This window comes from Phocoenobacter atlanticus subsp. cyclopteri (assembly GCF_018343795.1).
In the GTDB taxonomy this organism is placed as follows: Bacteria; Pseudomonadota; Gammaproteobacteria; order Enterobacterales; family Pasteurellaceae; genus Phocoenobacter; species Phocoenobacter atlanticus.
In genome coordinates, this window is sequence record NZ_CP074346.1 from 691,683 (window position 1) to 709,108 (window position 17,426).

At 34.2% G+C, this 17,426-nt stretch carries 12 protein-coding genes; 7 read left to right on the forward strand and 5 right to left on the reverse strand.

Translation table 11 applies throughout. From position 1 onward, the window contains the following. Nucleotides 1–59 precede the first annotated feature (59 nt). From KGI96_RS03210 to KGI96_RS03235, 6 genes are all read left to right on the forward strand, one after another. On the forward strand, nt 60–719 hold the full coding sequence (locus KGI96_RS03210; RefSeq protein WP_211598978.1) for a DNA alkylation repair protein: 660 nt from the start codon (nt 60–62) through the stop codon (nt 717–719). Nucleotides 720–791: 72 nt separating this feature from the next. After that, a complete protein-coding gene (gene mukE, locus KGI96_RS03215; protein WP_211598980.1) occupies nt 792–1,538 on the forward strand; it encodes a chromosome partition protein MukE in 747 nt (248 codons plus the stop codon). After that, the gene (mukB, locus tag KGI96_RS03220; RefSeq protein ID WP_213156548.1) at nt 1,538–6,046 is read left to right on the forward strand and encodes a chromosome partition protein MukB; all 4,509 of its coding nucleotides are present in this window, start codon (nt 1,538–1,540) and stop codon (nt 6,044–6,046) included. Before mukE ends, mukB begins: the two co-directional genes overlap by 1 nt. 344 nt (nt 6,047–6,390) lie before the next feature. Continuing rightward, nucleotides 6,391–8,352, forward strand: a complete 1,962-nt coding sequence (locus KGI96_RS03225) for a site-specific DNA-methyltransferase (RefSeq protein WP_229577214.1) — start codon at nt 6,391–6,393, stop codon at nt 8,350–8,352. Continuing rightward, the gene (locus KGI96_RS03230) at nt 8,352–11,009 is read left to right on the forward strand and encodes a DEAD/DEAH box helicase family protein (protein WP_211598984.1); all 2,658 of its coding nucleotides are present in this window, start codon (nt 8,352–8,354) and stop codon (nt 11,007–11,009) included. The genes KGI96_RS03225 and KGI96_RS03230 overlap by 1 nt, the downstream gene beginning before the upstream one ends. 140 nt (nt 11,010–11,149) lie before the next feature. Beyond that, nucleotides 11,150–11,599, forward strand: a complete 450-nt coding sequence (locus KGI96_RS03235; protein WP_229577216.1) for a restriction endonuclease — start codon at nt 11,150–11,152, stop codon at nt 11,597–11,599. Between the two features lie 329 nt (nt 11,600–11,928). Here the strand turns inward: KGI96_RS03235 and htpG are convergent, their stop codons facing one another. Beyond that, on the reverse strand, nt 11,929–13,815 hold the full coding sequence (htpG, locus tag KGI96_RS03240) for a molecular chaperone HtpG (RefSeq protein ID WP_211598986.1): 1,887 nt from the start codon (nt 13,813–13,815) through the stop codon (nt 11,929–11,931). A 301-nt stretch (nt 13,816–14,116) separates the two neighbouring features. Between htpG and KGI96_RS03245 the strand changes: the two genes are divergently transcribed. Continuing rightward, nucleotides 14,117–15,517, forward strand: coding sequence for a DASS family sodium-coupled anion symporter (locus KGI96_RS03245; protein WP_211598989.1), 1,401 nt, complete (start codon nt 14,117–14,119; stop codon nt 15,515–15,517). A 58-nt stretch (nt 15,518–15,575) separates the two neighbouring features. Here KGI96_RS03245 and KGI96_RS03250 read toward each other — a convergent pair whose 3' ends face one another. The 4 genes from KGI96_RS03250 to lsrG form a co-directional block, all read right to left on the reverse strand. Next, nucleotides 15,576–15,959 carry an aldehyde dehydrogenase family protein gene (locus tag KGI96_RS03250; RefSeq protein WP_211598991.1) on the reverse strand — a complete coding sequence of 128 codons (384 nt, stop codon included), beginning with the start codon at nt 15,957–15,959 and terminating at the stop codon, nt 15,576–15,578. Further along, the gene (locus KGI96_RS03255; RefSeq protein WP_211598993.1) at nt 15,959–16,198 is read right to left on the reverse strand and encodes a hypothetical protein; all 240 of its coding nucleotides are present in this window, start codon (nt 16,196–16,198) and stop codon (nt 15,959–15,961) included. The genes KGI96_RS03250 and KGI96_RS03255 overlap by 1 nt, the downstream gene beginning before the upstream one ends. A gap of 203 nt (nt 16,199–16,401) precedes the next feature. Continuing rightward, nucleotides 16,402–17,088: a beta/alpha barrel domain-containing protein gene (locus KGI96_RS03260; protein WP_211598995.1), complete on the reverse strand. Its 687-nt coding sequence runs from the start codon at nt 17,086–17,088 to the stop codon at nt 16,402–16,404. Beyond that, the gene (gene lsrG, locus KGI96_RS03265; RefSeq protein ID WP_211598997.1) at nt 17,081–17,389 is read right to left on the reverse strand and encodes a (4S)-4-hydroxy-5-phosphonooxypentane-2,3-dione isomerase; all 309 of its coding nucleotides are present in this window, start codon (nt 17,387–17,389) and stop codon (nt 17,081–17,083) included. The genes KGI96_RS03260 and lsrG overlap by 8 nt, the downstream gene beginning before the upstream one ends. Nucleotides 17,390–17,426 lie beyond the last annotated feature (37 nt).

Consider the following 17,426-nt stretch of genomic DNA (forward strand, 5'->3'; position numbering starts at 1 on the left):
TAGTATTAGCATATATAGTTTATGTACATTCATCAATTAGTAGCAATGGTAGGACAAAAATGACTAACTATTTAAAAATTAAAAAAATTTTTGAAGAAAATCAAAATGTAGAGAAAGCTATTCAAGAAGCAAAGTATATGCGAAATCAGTTTTGTTTCTATGGAATACATACCCCTAAAAGAAAGAAACTTTGTAAAGATTTTTTGGAAATAGAAAAGAAAAATGCAAGGATAGATTGGTTATTTTTAGATAAGTGTTACCAAGATGAATATAGAGAATTTCAGTATTTAGTTATGGATTATCTAATTACAATGCAAAAATACTTAACTTATGATGATATTCCTAAACTTTTTAATTATGTTAAGCAGAAGCAGTGGTGGGATACTATTGATAAATTGGATAGAATTATTGGAAATATTGGGCTTACAGATAATAGAATAGATGATGTAATGCTAAAATGGTCAAAGGATGAGGATTTTTGGGTTAGACGAATTGCTATAGATCATCAACTCTTAAGAAAAGAAAAAACAAATACCGAATTATTAGAAAAAATTATTGTAAATAATTTAGAAAGTGATGAATTTTTTATTAATAAAGCTATTGGCTGGAGTTTAAGAGATTATTCCAAAACTAATCCTAAATGGGTGAGAACCTTTATTGTAAAATACAAAGATAAAATGGCAAAATTAAGCCTCAAAGAGGCAAGTAAATATATTTGAAAGTAGAAATATGATATAGAGATATAGCACATCATATTTTCTACAAACTATTAGTTTAAAAAGAGAACCACAATGACACAAAACATAGAAGACGTAATTTCAACCAAGTTAGCAATCGCCATTGCTAATCCTATTTTTCCTGAACTAGACAGCCAGTTACGAGCAGGACGACATATTAGTATTGATTTGTTAGATCAACATAGTTTTTTAATGGATTATCAAGCAGAGTTAGAGCAATTTTATCGCCGTTACAATGTGGAGCTAATTCGTGCGCCTGAGGGCTTTTTCTATTTACGTCCAAAAGCGACAACATTAATTGCTCGTAGCGTGATGAGTGAAATGGAAATGTTGGTGGGTAAAGTACTTTGTTATCTTTATCTAAGCCCTGAACGTTTGGCTCAGCAAGGGATTTTTAGTTTTGATGATGTTTATGAAGAGTTATTAAACCTTGCAGATGAAACAAAATTATTAAAAGCGGTGAATCCACGTTCGACAGGTTCTGATTTAGATAAAGCGAAATTATTAGAAAAAGTCAGTGGGGCTTTACGTCGTTTAATGCGTATTGGAATGATTACTCGTGTTGGTGATCAAAATAGCAAAAAATTTGTAATTTCAGAGTCAGTATTCCGTTTTGGTGCTGATGTTCGCAGTGGCGATGATCCACGTGAAGCACAACTTCGTTTAATCCGTGATGGAGAAGGTACAACCCCACAAGAATTAGAAAAACAAGCACAAGCGGTGGTTTTTGATCAAGAAAATGCAGATGATGAAGATGAGCAGTTTGATGAAATTGAACAAGATTTAGGTAAGGAAGAATAATGACTGAACAACAATTTGAATTACAAGTAGAACAACAAGAATTGCAAAAAACAGTAGAAATCACACCGCTTGCTTCTCCTATTGTAGATAAGCCTGTCGTAACTAAAAAAGAGAGCATTGCACGTGGAAAATTTATTTCTTTAACCTTAATTAACTGGAACGGTTTTTTTGCTCGTACTTTTGATTTAGATGATTTAGTAACGACCCTTTCAGGTGGAAACGGTGCGGGTAAATCCACCACAATGGCAGGTTTTGTTACGGCGTTAATCCCAGATTTAACTTTGTTAAACTTCCGTAATACCACAGAGGCAGGCTCAACAGCAGGCTCTCGTGATAAAGGCTTACACGGTAAATTGAAATCAGGCGTGTGTTATGCGGTGTTAGAAAGTGAAAACTCTCGCAAACAGCGTATTATTTCAGGGGTGCGTTTGCAACAAGTGGCTGGACGAGATAAGAAAGTGGATATTCGTCCGTTTTCATTGCAAAACTTACCGACTGAACAGTCTATTATTAGCATTTTAACAGAAAAAGTCGCTGATCGCAGTGCGAGAGTATTAGCGTTAAATGAGCTAAAAGAGAAATGTGAAAGCACTGAAATTCAGTTCAAACAATATAACTCAATTACCGATTATCATAGTTTTTTATTTGATTTAGGCGTGTTACCAAAACGTTTAAGATCAGCGTCAGATCGTAGCAAATTCTATAAATTGATTGAGGCGTCCCTTTATGGTGGGATTTCAGGGGCGATCACAAAATCATTGCGTGAATATTTATTGCCTGAAAATACAGGGGTTCGCCAAGCCTTCCAAGATATGGAATCGGCATTGCGTGAAAACCGTATGACCTTAGAGGCGATTAAGGTAACGCAATCTGATCGTGATATGTTCAAAAAGCTGATTACAGAAAGTACCAACTATGTGTCTGCGGACTATATGCGTAATGCAAATGAGCGTCGTGGTAATGTTGAAAATGTGTTGGCACAACGTAAAAACTGGCAAGAAGTAAAAGCAAAAATTGAGCTATCACAAACGCAATTAGTGGAATATAGCCGTGAAGTCAGTGAAATTGCGGAAACGGAAAGTCATTTAGAGGCAGAATTTAATAGTGCGACCGATCATCTAAATTTAGTGATGAATGCACTACGTCATCAAGAAAAAGTAGAGCGTTATCAAGACGAAGTCAATGATTTAGTTGAGAAAATTGAAGAGCAACAAATGGCGATGGAAGAGCTTTCTGAACAAGTGGAAAGTTCGCAATTTAGAGCCGAAGAAGCCGAAGAAGTGGTGGAAGATTTACGCTCACAATTAGCTGATTATCAACAAGCCTTAGACGCTCAACAAACCCGAGCATTGCAATATCAACAGGCGGTGCAAGCCCTTGAAAAAGCAAAACAAGTGTGTGGTTTGCCAAATTTAGATTTACACAATATTCAAGATTATGCGGTTGAATTTGAAGCCCAAGCGGAAGAATTAACCGATAAAGTGTTTGAATTAGAACAGCGTTTATCGGTATCAGAAATTGCCAAAGAGCAGTTTGATAAAGCCTATGATTTGGTTTGCAAAATTTCAGGAAAAATTGACCGCTCAGAGGCGTGGAGTGAGGCGAAATCGTTATTATCAGCCTATCCAAGCCAAAAATCACAAGCAAATCAAGCGGTGAGTTTACGCCAAAAATTAAATGAATTAGAACGTAAATTACAGCAACAACAAAATGCTGAGCGTTTGTTAAAAGAATTTAATCATAAAGCTCAAACGGACTTTACTACAGCTGAAGAATTAGAAGGCTATTTTGAAGAACAGCAAGTAAGTTTAGAAGATATTGAAGCCGAGTTAGGCGAAGTGGTGGAAGTACGTTCAACGCAACGTCAGCAGTTAGAACAACTTAACCAACAATATCAAAAACTAACTCAAACTGCACCAGCGTGGCATACTGCACAATCAGCATTAGAGCGTTTACAAGAACAATGCGACAGAGAATTTGAGGCAAGCCAACAGGTTATGGCGTTTATGCAAGACACCTTAAATTCAGAGCGTGAAATAACCTTAGAGCGTGATAAATTAGCCAGAAAATCAGATCGTTTAGAAGGGCAAATTACCCGTTTGAGCCAGCCTGATGGTTCAGAAGATCCACGCTTAAATCAACTTGCCGAGCGTTTTGGTGGTGTGTTGCTTTCAGAATTATACGAAGATGTGTCTATTGATGATGCCCCTTATTTCTCAGCTCTTTATGGCGAGGCTCGTCACGCAATCGTGGTGCGAGATTTAGAAAGTGTGAAATCACAGTTAGAACAGTTAGATGATTGCCCAGATGATCTTTATTTAATTGAAGGTGATCCAAGTTCATTTGATGATGATGTATTTGAAGCGACCGAATTAGGCGATGGTGTGGTGGTGCAAGTTTCAAACCGTCAATGGCGTTATTCAAAATTCCCACAAGTGCCGTTATTTGGACGTGCAGCTCGTGAGAAACAGCTTGAATTATTAAAAGCAGAGCAGGAAGAAATTACCGAACAGCACGCAAAATGTGCCTTTGAAGTGCAAAAATGTCAGCGTTTATATCAACATTTAAGTCAGTTTGTCGGTACACATTTAAACCTTGCGTTTGAGGTAAATCCTGAACAAGCAATGCAAGAAATTTCTGCTCAACGTGTTGAAATTGAACGTGAATTAAATCAAATCAGCGGTAATGAGCAACAATTACGCCATAAACGTGATAATTGTAAAGAGCAGTTACAACTTCTTAATAAAGCCTTGCCACAGGTTGAATTATTAGCGGACGAAACCTTGATTGATCGTGCTGAAGAATGCAAGGAGCAATTATTAGAAGCACAGGAAGATGAGCAATTTATCCGTCAATTTGGGCAATATTTAGCACAATTAGAACCGATTGCAACCGCTTTACAAAGTGATCCGACTAAATTTGAACAGCTTGAAGCAGAATATAAGCGGTCTGTTTCTGATCAAAAATTACGAAAACAGCAAGTGTTCTGTTTGTCTGATGTAATGAACCGACGTTTGCATTTTAGCTATGAAGATTCAACCCAAGAGGGGTCAGAATTAACCGAACAGTTGCGTGTGCGTTTAGAAAACGCACAACGTGAACGTGAACAAGCAAAAGCACAATTTAGACAAGCTCAAACACAATATACACAATATAATCAAGTGCTTACTTCATTACGCAGTTCTTATGAGGCGAAAAATGAAATGCTTGTAGAATTAGTGCGTGAAATTGATGAATTAGGTTTGCGAGGCGATTCAGAGGCAGAAGAAAGAGCTAGAACACAACGTGATGAATTGCAACAACGTTTAAGCCAACAACGTAGCCGTAAGAGTTATTTAGAAAAACAATTAGCCGTGATTGAGGCTGATATGGATAACTTAAATCGTGCAGTACGCAAAGCAGAACGTGATTATAAAGTATTGCGTGAACAAGTGGTGCAAGCGAAAGTGAGTTGGTGTGTGGTAATGCGTTTATCTCGCAACAGCGATGTAGAAAAACGTCTGAACCGCCGTGAGTTGGCGTATATGTCATCTGAAGAATTACGTTCTATTTCTGATAAAGCCTTAGGGGCGTTACGTATTGCGGTGGCGGATAATGAATATCTGCGTGATAGCTTGCGAGCCTCAGAAGATAATCGTAAACCTGAAAATAAAGTGGCATTCTTTATTGCGGTTTATCAGCATTTGCGTGAGCGAATTCGTCAAGATATTATCAAAACGGATGATCCGATTGACGCCATTGAACAAATGGAAATTGAGCTTTCTCGCTTAACCAGTGAATTGACAAATCGTGAGAAAAAATTAGCGATCAGTTCAGAAAGTGTGGCAAATATTTTACGTAAAACCATTCAACGTGAACAAAACCGTATTTTACAACTTAATCAAGGGCTACAAAATATTACTTTTGGACAGGTTAAAGGGGTGCGTTTGGTGGTAAATATTCGTGATACTCACGCTATTTTACTTAACGCATTATCGACCGAAAAAGATAACCACAAAGACTTATTTGAAAGTGAAACACTTGGGTTCTCTGAGGCATTAGCGATGTTGTATAAACGTGTTAATCCACATCTTGAATTAGGACAACGTACGGCACAAACTATCGGCGAAGAGTTGTTAGATTACCGTAATTACCTTGACCTTGATGTTGAAACCTATCGCGGTGCAGATGGCTGGATGAAGGCTCAAAGTAGCTCACTTTCAACAGGGGAAGCTATCGGTACAGGTATGTCAATCTTGCTAATGGTAGTGCAAAGTTGGGAAGAAGAATCTCGCCGTATGCGTGCCAAAGATATTCTCCCTTGTCGCTTATTATTCTTAGATGAAGCGGCTCGACTTGACGCGAAATCGATTAACACCTTATTTGAATTGTGCGACCGATTAGATATGCAATTACTGATCGCCGCTCCTGAAAATATCAGCCCAGAGCAAGGAACAACTTATAAATTGGTACGTAAAATTGCAAATAATCAAGAGTATGTTCACGTGGTTGGATTGAAAGGATTTTAAGTTTAATTATTACTTACGTAAGGGCGGATTGAATGAGCATAGCGAATGGAATATCCGCCCGCAAAACAAATCAAAATTTGTTAATTCGCTCCGAAATAATTCATTGACTTTAATTTCAAAGGGAAACAAAATGCTAGACAGACAGACAGACAGACAGACAGACAGACAGACAGACAGACAGACAGACAGACAGACAGACAGACAGACAGACAGACAGACAGACAGACAGACAGACAGACAGACAGACAGACAGACAGACAGACAGACAGACAGCTGTAATTCTTAAAACCACACTATCAACCGATGATCGTTTTTGTATCAATGGCGAGTTAGATCATAATTTAGTGATTGATTATGCTGAAAAATACGATCAAAAATTACTTTCATCTCTTCTTAACAATCCCAAATTAAAACAACAATTTTTTATCAATGTTGATGAAACGCTGGTTTTTAAACTCAATAATTTTCGTTTTTTCCTTGAAGAAAACAAAATCAACAATTCTTATACGCAATTTAAAAATAGGATTGGGCTAACAAGCGGTCAGAAATTTTTCAAAAATTGCAATGATGTGGTGCTGGATTTTCCTTATAAAGATTGCGTACTGGCAGGTGGGCAGAGCAGTGAAGAAGGAACTGATGTTATTTTTGAATATGATGAAAAAGTAACTAAAACCGATGAAAAAAAGGGTTATAAAGCCAACACATTTAATCAAAAATCACAAAAACGCCAAGAAATCTTTTTCAACAATGTGCTTGCAGCCGATGAAATTGATCGTCTTTTTGATAATAAAGCGTTAATAAGCTGGAAGAAATTTAGTGCCGATAGTGAAGAAAAATCGACAGCATTTCATCGTAATGAGCAAGGAATTATTACTGATAATTTGATTATTAAAGGCAACAATTTGCTGGCGTTACATTCGCTAAAAAGTGAATTTGCAGGACAAGTTAAACTTATCTATATTGATCCGCCGTATTATTTTAAAGAAAAAAAACCAACAGATACATTTGCTTATAATTCAAATTTTCATCTTTCTACTTGGCTAACTTTTATGAAAAACCGCTTGGAAGTTGCAACAGAATTTTTAAAAGATGATGGTGTTATTTTTATTTCTATTGATGAAGATGGAATGGCTTATTTAAAAGTATTAATGGACGAGATTTTTGGTAGAGAAAACTTTGTTAATACTCTTACTGCTGTAATGAATTTAAAAGGAAATCAAGATCAATTTGCTTTTGCTGGAACGCACGAATATATTCTGTGTTTTGCTAAAAATAAAGAAAAAGCCAAATTTTATAATTTACCTATTGATGATGTAGAAGAACTAGATAAATGGCAAAAAGATGAAATAGGTTTTTATAAGCAAGGTGCAAATTTAAAAGCAACAGGGACAAATGCTCCAAGATATAAGAGACCTAATTTATTTTATCCAATTTATGTGAATGAAAATTTAGAAGTTTCATTAGAAAAGAAAGATGGATTTGCAGAAATTTTACCAGTTACTGATGGACAAGAAATGTCGTGGCGGTGGAGTAAAAGTGCAGTAATAAAAAATATAAATGATATTATTGTATTGAAAAATAATGAAACTTTTTCATTATATAAAAAGCAAAGACCAGATGTTGGAGAACTACCTTCTAAAAAGCCAAAAACATTATTTTATAAGCCTGAGTATAGTAGTGGGAATGGTACAAATCAAATTAAAAATTTATTCAATGATAAAGTTTTTTCATTTCCAAAACCAGAAGAAATCATTAAAGATATAATACAAATATCAACCCAAGAAAACGACATCGTTCTAGATTTCCATTTAGGCTCTGGTACAACAGCAGCGGTTGCTCATAAAATGAAGCGTCAATATATCGGTGTTGAGCAAATGGATTATATTGAAACGATTGCTGTTGAACGCTTGAAAAAAGTAATTGCAGGCGAGCAGGGAGGAATTAGTAAGGCGGTAAACTGGCAAGGTGGTGGCGAGTTTATTTATTGCGAACTTGCACAGTTTAATCAAGCGGTTAAAAATCAGATAAAAAATGTAAATTCTTATGAAGAATTGACCGCTTATTTTGATGAAATATATAATAATTATTTCTTGCATTACAACATTGCGACGAAAAATTTTATAGAAAAACAAATTCAAAGTGAGCAATTTAAGGCGTTATATTTAGATGAGCAGAAAGCGATATTTTGTGCAATGCTGGATAATAACCAACTCTATGTTAATCAAAGCGAAATTGATGATGAACAATTTGCGATTGATGAACAGGATAAAGTGTTAAGCAAAGCATTTTATGGAGAGTGTGAGTAATGTTATTTGAAAAAATTGAAGGAGCAAAAGAGTTTACTGGTAGCCCTGAAATCCCTAGTTTTATTACCGATAACCTTAAATTCAACCTCTTTGATTGGCAAAAAAATGCCCTTGAAAATTTGATTATTTTTGAAAATAAACCACAAGAACAAGCCACCCATTTAATGTTCAATATGGCAACAGGAACAGGGAAAACCTTGCTGATGGCAAGCTGTATTTTGCATTATTATAAAAAGGGTTATCGCCATTTTCTGTTTTTTGTTAATCAAAATAATATTGTTGATAAAACCGAGAATAATTTTATTGATGTTAATCACAATAAATATTTATTTAAGCAGAAAATTATTATTGATAATAAAACTGTTGCGGTTAAAAAAGTTGAGAGTTTTTCTGATAATCCGCAAGGGATAGAAATTAAATTTACGACGGTGCAGAAATTTTATAATGATATTCACGCTGAAAAAGAGAATATCAACACCCTTGATGAGTTGAAAAAACTCAATTTAGTGTTACTTGCCGATGAGGCTCATCACTTAAATGCGAATACCAAAAGCAAGAAACAGGAAGAGCTAGATTTAAACATTGAATTGACAGATAGAACTTCGGACACAGTAAAAGAAAAATTAGGCTGGGAACATACGATTTTAGAATTGGTGCTAAAACCAAATCCTAAAAATATAATGTTAGAATTTACGGCAACAATTCCAGATAACGAAGAAGTACAGAAAAAATACCAAGATAAAATTATTGCAAAATTTGACTTAAAACAGTTCTTGCAAGCAGGTTTTACCAAAGAAATTAATTTGCTTTCTTCTACTTTTGCAAATAAAGAAAGAATTTTAACCGCTTTATTGTTTGCGTGGTATCGCCATCAAATTGCATTAAAATACAAAATTCCGCATTTTAAATCTGTGATTTTATTCCGCAGTAAAACCATTGCTGAAAGTGAGCAGGATTATGAACATTTTTTGCAAATGACACAGAATATTTCGCACAATGATTTTGATTTTATTCACTCGTTTAAAAATGAGCAAAAAGATGAAAATATCAATGAAATGGGCAATTCTCGCATTGTGAAAATACTGAAATTTATTGAAAAAGAACATTCATTTTCACAGATTGCCGATTGGATTAAACATCATTTTAGCCAAAGACAAACCATTATTACGAACTCTAAAAGTAATACAACCAAAACAGAAAAAACCGATGAAGAAACGGAAAAATTGCTTAATAGCTTAGAAGATAAAAATAATCCTATTCGTGCAATTTTTACGGTTGATCGCCTAACGGAAGGTTGGGACGTGCTTAATTTATTTGATATTGTTCGTTTATATCAAACTCAAAATGCAGGCGGTAGCGATAAGAAAACGCCTGAAACAACGGTTAAAGAAATGCAACTGATTGGGCGTGGCGTGCGTTATTATCCGTTTGATTTTGATGAAAAATTAGCGAATAAACGAAAATTTGATGAAGATTTAGATCACGATTTACGAATTTTAGAAGAGCTTTATTTTCATACCTTTGATGAAGATAGTCGTTATATTTCTCACTTAAAAGCCGAGCTGAAAAAAAAGGGTTTCCCCATTAGTAATAAAAAAGTGGTGCAATTTGAATTAAAACCACAATTTAAAGAAATTGCTCAGCAAAATAGTTTAAAAGTTTTTGCAAATAAACAGATTAAAAATGCAAATCGCCGTAAGCGTAATTTAGATGAAGTTAAACACGACTTTTACTTTGAATATCAGTTCCCTGTTTATGAGTTAAAAGAAGAAGAGATTGATTTTAATGAAGAAGAAAATAATGAAAATACACGATTTGTTAATGAGCAAAAAATTAAAACTGATACCATCACTTTTTCTGATTTATCGCCCCAACTTTTTTATAAAGCAATGGCGATTAAAGCGAAAAGTGATAATTCAACATTTCAGTTTAAATCGTTACAGCAAAATTTGCAGATTAATAGCGTTAAAGATTTATTAAAAGATGAATTTTTAGGCGATATTAAACTTCATTTAAAATTTGCACAGCCAAATTTTGATGTTATTCCTGCACAAGACAAACTGGATATGATGCTTACATTTATTAGTAAAATCTTTGCAGAATTAGACCGCTTTATTTATCCGAATAAAGGCACAGAGGATTTTTATGCAAAATCTCTCACAGAGGTTTTTGGCGAGCCTAAGAAAAAATTGGTTGAAGAGAGCGGTGCAACTTATGACGTGCAAGAAAAAGATTGGTATGTGTTAAATGAATTTGTGGGAACGAGCGAAGAAGAAAAACTGCTTAAATTTATGAGTGAACATATTCAACGCCTTGAACAAAAATATGAAAATGTGTATTTGTTGCGTAATGAAGAAGTGTATAAAATCTATGATTTTGAACAAGGACGTGGTTTTGATCCTGATTTTTTACTGTTCTTAAAAAGCAAAACAGAGAATATTTATTATCAAATTTTCATTGAACCAAAAGGCGAACATTTGCTAGAAAAAGATAAATGGAAGGAAGATTTTTTATTACAAATATCCCAAAAGTATGCCAAAAATCATATTCTGAATGTGGAAAATAGTGATTATAAATTGGTTGGTTTGCCATTTTTCAATGAGTTAAATGATAGAAAAAAAGTGTTTGTTGGTAAGTTTAATGAGCTTGTTGAGTAAAATATCGTAATAAATAGCGTTCAACAATAAGATAAATTTTAGTATATTTCTTGTTGTTTGTTATTCCTTGATAAACAGTTGCCTTCAATCAAATTGATAGCAAAGTTCACCCTACAAAATTTACGAATAAACAAGGGCAGGTGCTAAGTGAAATTAGCAGTGCTGATTTAGGTTTGCAAAATGATGAAAAAATATCACCGCTTGAAAGCTATCTTTTTGATCGTGTTTTTTATGACAGTGAGATTGAAAAAGAAAATATTGTGAATGATGAAATAAAAGAGGTTATGGTATTTACTAAAATTCCTAAAAATTCAATTAAAATCCCTGTTGCAGGAGGCGGAACTTATTCTCCTGATTTTGCCTATATCATCAAAAAAGAGAGTGGGGAAGTCTTAAATCTTGTTGTTGAAAGTAAAGGTGTGGAGAGTAATGATATTTTAAGAAAAGAAGAAGCAAAGAAAATTCAACACGCTGAACAATTATTTAAGCAATTTGGGAATGTGCTGAACATTAAGTTTGTTTCGCAGTTTAATCAGGATAAAATTGTTGAGTTAATTAAGTGTTATTTACAGGATAAGATCATACTTTAATTAGGGCAAGACAGTATAAAACCTATTACCAACAAAACAATAGTTATTTTATCTGCACTATTATTAAGCTTGCCTGCTTGTAGTTGTAATGACATAAATTCAATGGTAATAAGCTATATTCAACTATGATTTTTAGCTATTTTACGCAAAATAATAAAGCGGTCACTTTCTCCCAATTTTTTGCAAATTTTTGAAAGAAAGTGACCGCTTGTTTTAGTATAAAAATATTGTTTGAGCGAAACAAGTTTATTATCACGAACAGGAGCGATAACGGGCGGATATACGCAAACTACGTTTGCTAATGCCGCCCCTACGAAAATCCTTATAAATTAAACACTTAACAATTTATTCATTCGTTTAATAAATGAAGTTGGATCTTCTAATGTGCCTTGTTCTGCAAACAGGGCTTGCTCTAATAATAACTCAATCCATTCATTAAATTGCGTTTCATCGGCAATGTCTGCAATATGTTTAACCATTGTGTGATCAGGGTTTAACTCAAAAGTATATTTAACTTCAGGAGCTTGTTGTCCCATTGCAGCAAATAATTTTGCCATTTGGGTACTCATTTCATCTGAAGTTGTAGAAACAACCGCAGGTGTATCTGTTAAGCGGTGCGTTAATACCACATCTTTTACACGATCGCCTAAGTAGGTTTTTGCTCTTTCTAAGAATGAACCAAACTCTTCTTGTTGGGCTTTTTGTTGCTCTTCGTCTTCTTTATCTGCTAAGTCGCCTAAGTCTAAATCAGATTTGGTAATGCTTTGTAATGGCTTGTCTTGGAACTCGGTTAAGTAGCTGATTAACCATTCATCAATGCGATCAGAAAGCAGTAACACTTCAATGCCTTTTTTGTTAAATAGCTCTAAATGTGGGCTATTTTTTGCGGCTTGGTAGCTGTCGGCAGTTAAGAAGTAAATCGCTTTTTGTCCCTCTTTCATTCTTTCAATATAGTCAGTTAGAGAGATATTTTGCACGCTGCTGTCTGAATGGGTTGAAGTGAAACGTAATAATTCCGCCACTTTTTCTTTATTTGCTTGATCTTCGCCCACGCCTTCTTTTAACACTAAACCAAATTCATTCCAGAATGTTTGATATTGCTCTTTATCGTCTTTCGCTAATTTTGAAAGCATTTGCAAGGTGCGTTTTGTTAAAGCATTACGCAATGCGGAGGTCGTTTTATTATCTTGTAAAATTTCACGAGACACGTTTAATGGTAAGTCGTTAGAATCTAGTAAACCACGCATAAAACGTAAGTAATTTGGCATAAAGACTTCGGCATCGTCCATAATAAAGACACGTTGTACATACAGTTTTAAGCCGTGTTTTTGATCTCGTTGAAATAGGTCAAAAGGTGCTTTTGAAGGTACGTAAAGCAAGCTAGTATATTCTTGTTTTCCTTCCACTTTGTTGTGTGACCACGTTAAAGGCTCGGCAAAATCGTGGCTGATATGTTTGTAAAATTCTTTATATTCGTCTTCTGAGATATCATTTTTAGCACGAGTCCATAAAGCTTGCGCTTTGTTGATTTTTTCCCATTTGGTGCCTTTTTCATTGCCTTCATCATCAAAATCTTTAGTTTGTAACTCAACAGCTAAACTAATATGATCCGAATATTTGCTGATAATACTACGTAAACGCCACTCATTTAAGAACTCTTTTTCCTCTTCACGTAGGTGTAAAATCACCTCTGTTCCACGTGTTGTTTTTTCTAAATCAGCAACGGTGTAATCACCTTCACCAGCAGACTCCCAAATCACCCCTTGCTCAGCAGTTAAGCCTGCGGCACGAGTTTTTACGGTGACTTTATCCGCCACAATGAAAGCTGAATAAAAGCCAACCCCAAATTGACCAATTAATTGGCTATCTTTTACTTGGTCACCGCCTAATGAATTTAAAAACTCTTTTGTGCCTGATTTTGCGATAGTACCTAAATGCTCGATAACCTGTTCACGGCTCATACCGATTCCATTATCGCTAATAGTAATAGTCCCTAAGGTTTCATCAATACTGACTCTAACCCTTAATTCACCGTCATTTTCATAAAGTGAATTATCTGAAAGTGCTTTAAAACGTAGTTTATCTGCCGCATCAGAGGCATTTGAAATTAACTCACGTAAAAAGATTTCTTTATTTGAATAAAGTGAGTGAATCATTAATTGTAATAGTTGTTTGACTTCTGATTGAAAGCCTCGATTTTCTTGATTAGTACTCATTGTTATCCTCTTTTATTAATAGTCTGTGACTATTTTTATTTGAAAAATTTTGTAAAAAATTAAAAAATGTGACCGCTTGGGTGTTAAGTAAATGGGGATTATCGTCATTGTTTCAAGAGTGGTTTTATAAATTTTCTAAAAATCTTGCTGATCGTACTTCTCAATAGTTTAATTTACTTAATTATTAAAGAATAAAAAACAATAATTAGACAGATGTCACATTTTTGCAACAAAGTAATTTTAATTTGAATTAATTTCTACTAGTATTAGTCACGTATTTTCACATTTTAAAGGGGGTTATATGGCTAAAACACAAAAACAATTACATTTTGAGACCACAAGGTCTTGGCGAAATACGATTATTTTATTAGTAGATATTGTACTATTTTTTGCACTTCTAAATTTTTTACCATTTTCTGCAGCAGAGAATAAAGGGTTAGCACTATTGGCTTTTATTGCGGTGTTATGGCTAACAGAAGCGTTACACGTAACAGTAACAGCCTTACTCGTGCCTATAATGGCAGTAGGCTTAGGTGTTGTCCAATCAAAAGCAGCATTAGCAAGCTTTGCATCTCCAACCATTTTCCTCTTCTTTGGGGGTTTTGCATTGGCCACTGCGTTACATATTCAAAAATTGGATCGCTTAATTGCCAATAAAATTATGACTTTAGCACGAGGTAATTTATTGATTGCGGTTTTATCCTTATTTGGTGTAACGGCTTTTCTTTCAATGTGGATCAGTAATACTGCAACAACGGCAATGATGTTGCCTCTTGCAATGGGTATTTTAAGCCAAATGGATAGAGAAACTAATCATAATACTTATGTTTTTGTATTACTTGGTATTGCTTATAGTGCTAGTATTGGCGGAATGGGAACGCCAGTAGGTAGTCCACCGAATGCGATTGTGGTTTCTCAACTTAAAATGTCTTTTTCTGAATGGATGGGTTACGGTTTACCTATGGTGGTAATGTTACTTCCATTAATGGTAGGCGTACTTTATGTGCTATTAAAACCAAATTTAAACAAAACTTTTGAACATCAATTTGAAGAAATTAAATTAAACCGTCAACGCATTACCACTTTAGTTATTTTTGTGGCGATTGCATTATGTTGGGTATTTGGTCGTTATCTTAATCCATTACTTTCAGGATTATTGGGTATTGAAGGAACAATTGCTAAATTTGATGGAATGGTGGCACTTTTTGCTGCAGTATTAGTGTGTATTACTCGAGTGACAACTTGGGAACAAATTCAAAAAAATACTGAATGGGGCGTGTTAATGCTCTTTGGGGGCGGTATTACACTGAGTTCTGTTTTAGGTAAAACAGGAGCAAGTAAAGTACTGGCTGATGGTGTGGTATTTATGATGGAAGGTGGACATTTCTTCCTAGTTGGATTGCTGGTTGCTGCCTTTATTATTTTCTTAACCGAAGTGGCTTCAAATACCGCCAGTGCTGCGTTGTTAGTACCTCTCTTTATTTCTATTGCACAAGCATTAAATATGCCAGTTGTAGGACTATCATTAATTATTGGTTTAGGTGCGTCTTGTGCATTTATGTTACCAGTCGCCACACCACCAAATGCGATTGTATTTGGAACAGGAGTGATCAAACAGCGTGAAATGCTTCGTGTTGGTTTCTGGTTAAATATTATGTGTGTCTTTATTATTGCAACAGTGGCTTATTTATTCTGGCTATAATTAGACATATTTTCATTTAAAATAATTTTTGCAGAGGAGTATTTTTACCCTCTGCAATTTATTTTGTAATCCAACGTAAAATTTTCTGTTTTAATGTTGTATAAGGCGGATATTTTAGATCGCTTTCAAACCAAAAAGGTTTTTCAAAAATGCTTTTATAGTGAGAAAAACACTCAAATCCAGCTTTACCGTGATAACTTCCCATTCCACTAAAGCCAACACCTCCAAAAGGTAAGTGGTGATTGGATAAATGCATCAAAGCATCATTAATCGCACCGCCACCAAAAGAAATTTCATTTAATAAGTGGGTAGTTATTTGCTTATTTTTGCAAAAAATATAGCAAGATAACGGCTTTTCATATTGTTTTACTTGAGTAATAGTCTGATCTAAATCTTCAAAGGCGATGATTGGCAAAACAGGTGCAAAAATTTCCTGCTGCATTATTTGATTATTCGTTCCAAATGTTTTTCATTGATTATCTTAAGTATTGATAATTCTGTTAAATAGCTCTCAAATTTAGGTTTACCTAAGTCTTTCTCAAGGGCTTGGTAAATTTGAGCTTCATTTTGTTTTAGGATCTGCTTTAATTTTTTTAACTGTGAAATTCTAAATGAAATTTCTTTGGTTTGATTGGAGTGAAAAAAGATTTTTTGTTGTTCTATAATGGTTGCAATATTCATAGTTAATTATCCAATGTTTGTACATTATCACTTGTATTTTTCTAAGTAATTTTTTACTTACTATCAATTACATTAGGTATTCATCAATAATATTGATTGAGTTTGAGATAACAATATAACAGCAAAAGACAAATTAATTCTATTTTTTATTTAGCGACTCTCAATTTCGCTCCATTATGAAAGCGAGATTGAGAGTAGATATTTTAGGGAAGAAAGTTTTTCCATTCTACTAAAGTATTTTCTATATTTTCATCAGAAAATAAAGCACTACCAGAAACAACCCAATCTATATCTAATTTGAATAATTCTTCTGCTAATTCTAAATTCATTGAACCATCAATAGAAATAAGTTTATTTATCCTTTTTTTTCCTAGTTTGTCTAATAATAATTGGATTCTATCTATCACAAAACCTGTTTCTGCCTTAGTTTTTGTTCTAGGATCTAAAGTTAAAACTTGGATTACATCAACTTGATTCAAATAGGGCGTAATTAACTCTAAATCTGTATTTGGACAGATACTAATACCACACAAAATGTTGGGATGTTCTTTATTCAACCATTGATAAATGTTTGTTAGATTCTCATCCGTTTCTACTTGGAGGGTAATAATATTTGCACCTAATTTTGCACATTCCTTAGTTACAGTAAATTGATCTTTTACCATTAAGTGTACATCTTTTAAAAAAGGAGAATTGAAAGGTTTTATTACTGTCGCACCAAAAGTAAACATTGGTGAGAATTGCCCATCTGCGATATCAAAATGCAATAATTTTAAATTATGTTGTAACAATATATTTAGAGTATCACGAAAATTCAGCCAATCAGATGCCATAATTCCTACACTAATTGACTGATTTTTTAGCTCATTAATTAACGTTGATTTATTCATTAGAAAGATTCTCAGGCATTATCCATTCAAAAATTTTTTTACTTCTTGACCCTGTCATTAGGCTTTCTAGTTCTTGAACACAGCGGTGATAATGCGGTGTTTTTCTATGTTCTTCTAGTGCATTTTGATCTTTATATACTTCATAAGCATAGAAACGGGTTCTGACTTCAGTATCTCTTAGTACATCAAAACGTAGATTACCCTCTTCTTGTCTTGTACCTACTTGGTTACGTTCAAAGACTTCCAAAAATTCTTCTTCTTTGTCTTCTTTTATATTGATTTCAACTAGCATAGCAAACATATAAAGGCTCCTTATTTAAAATAGTACGGTAAAAATT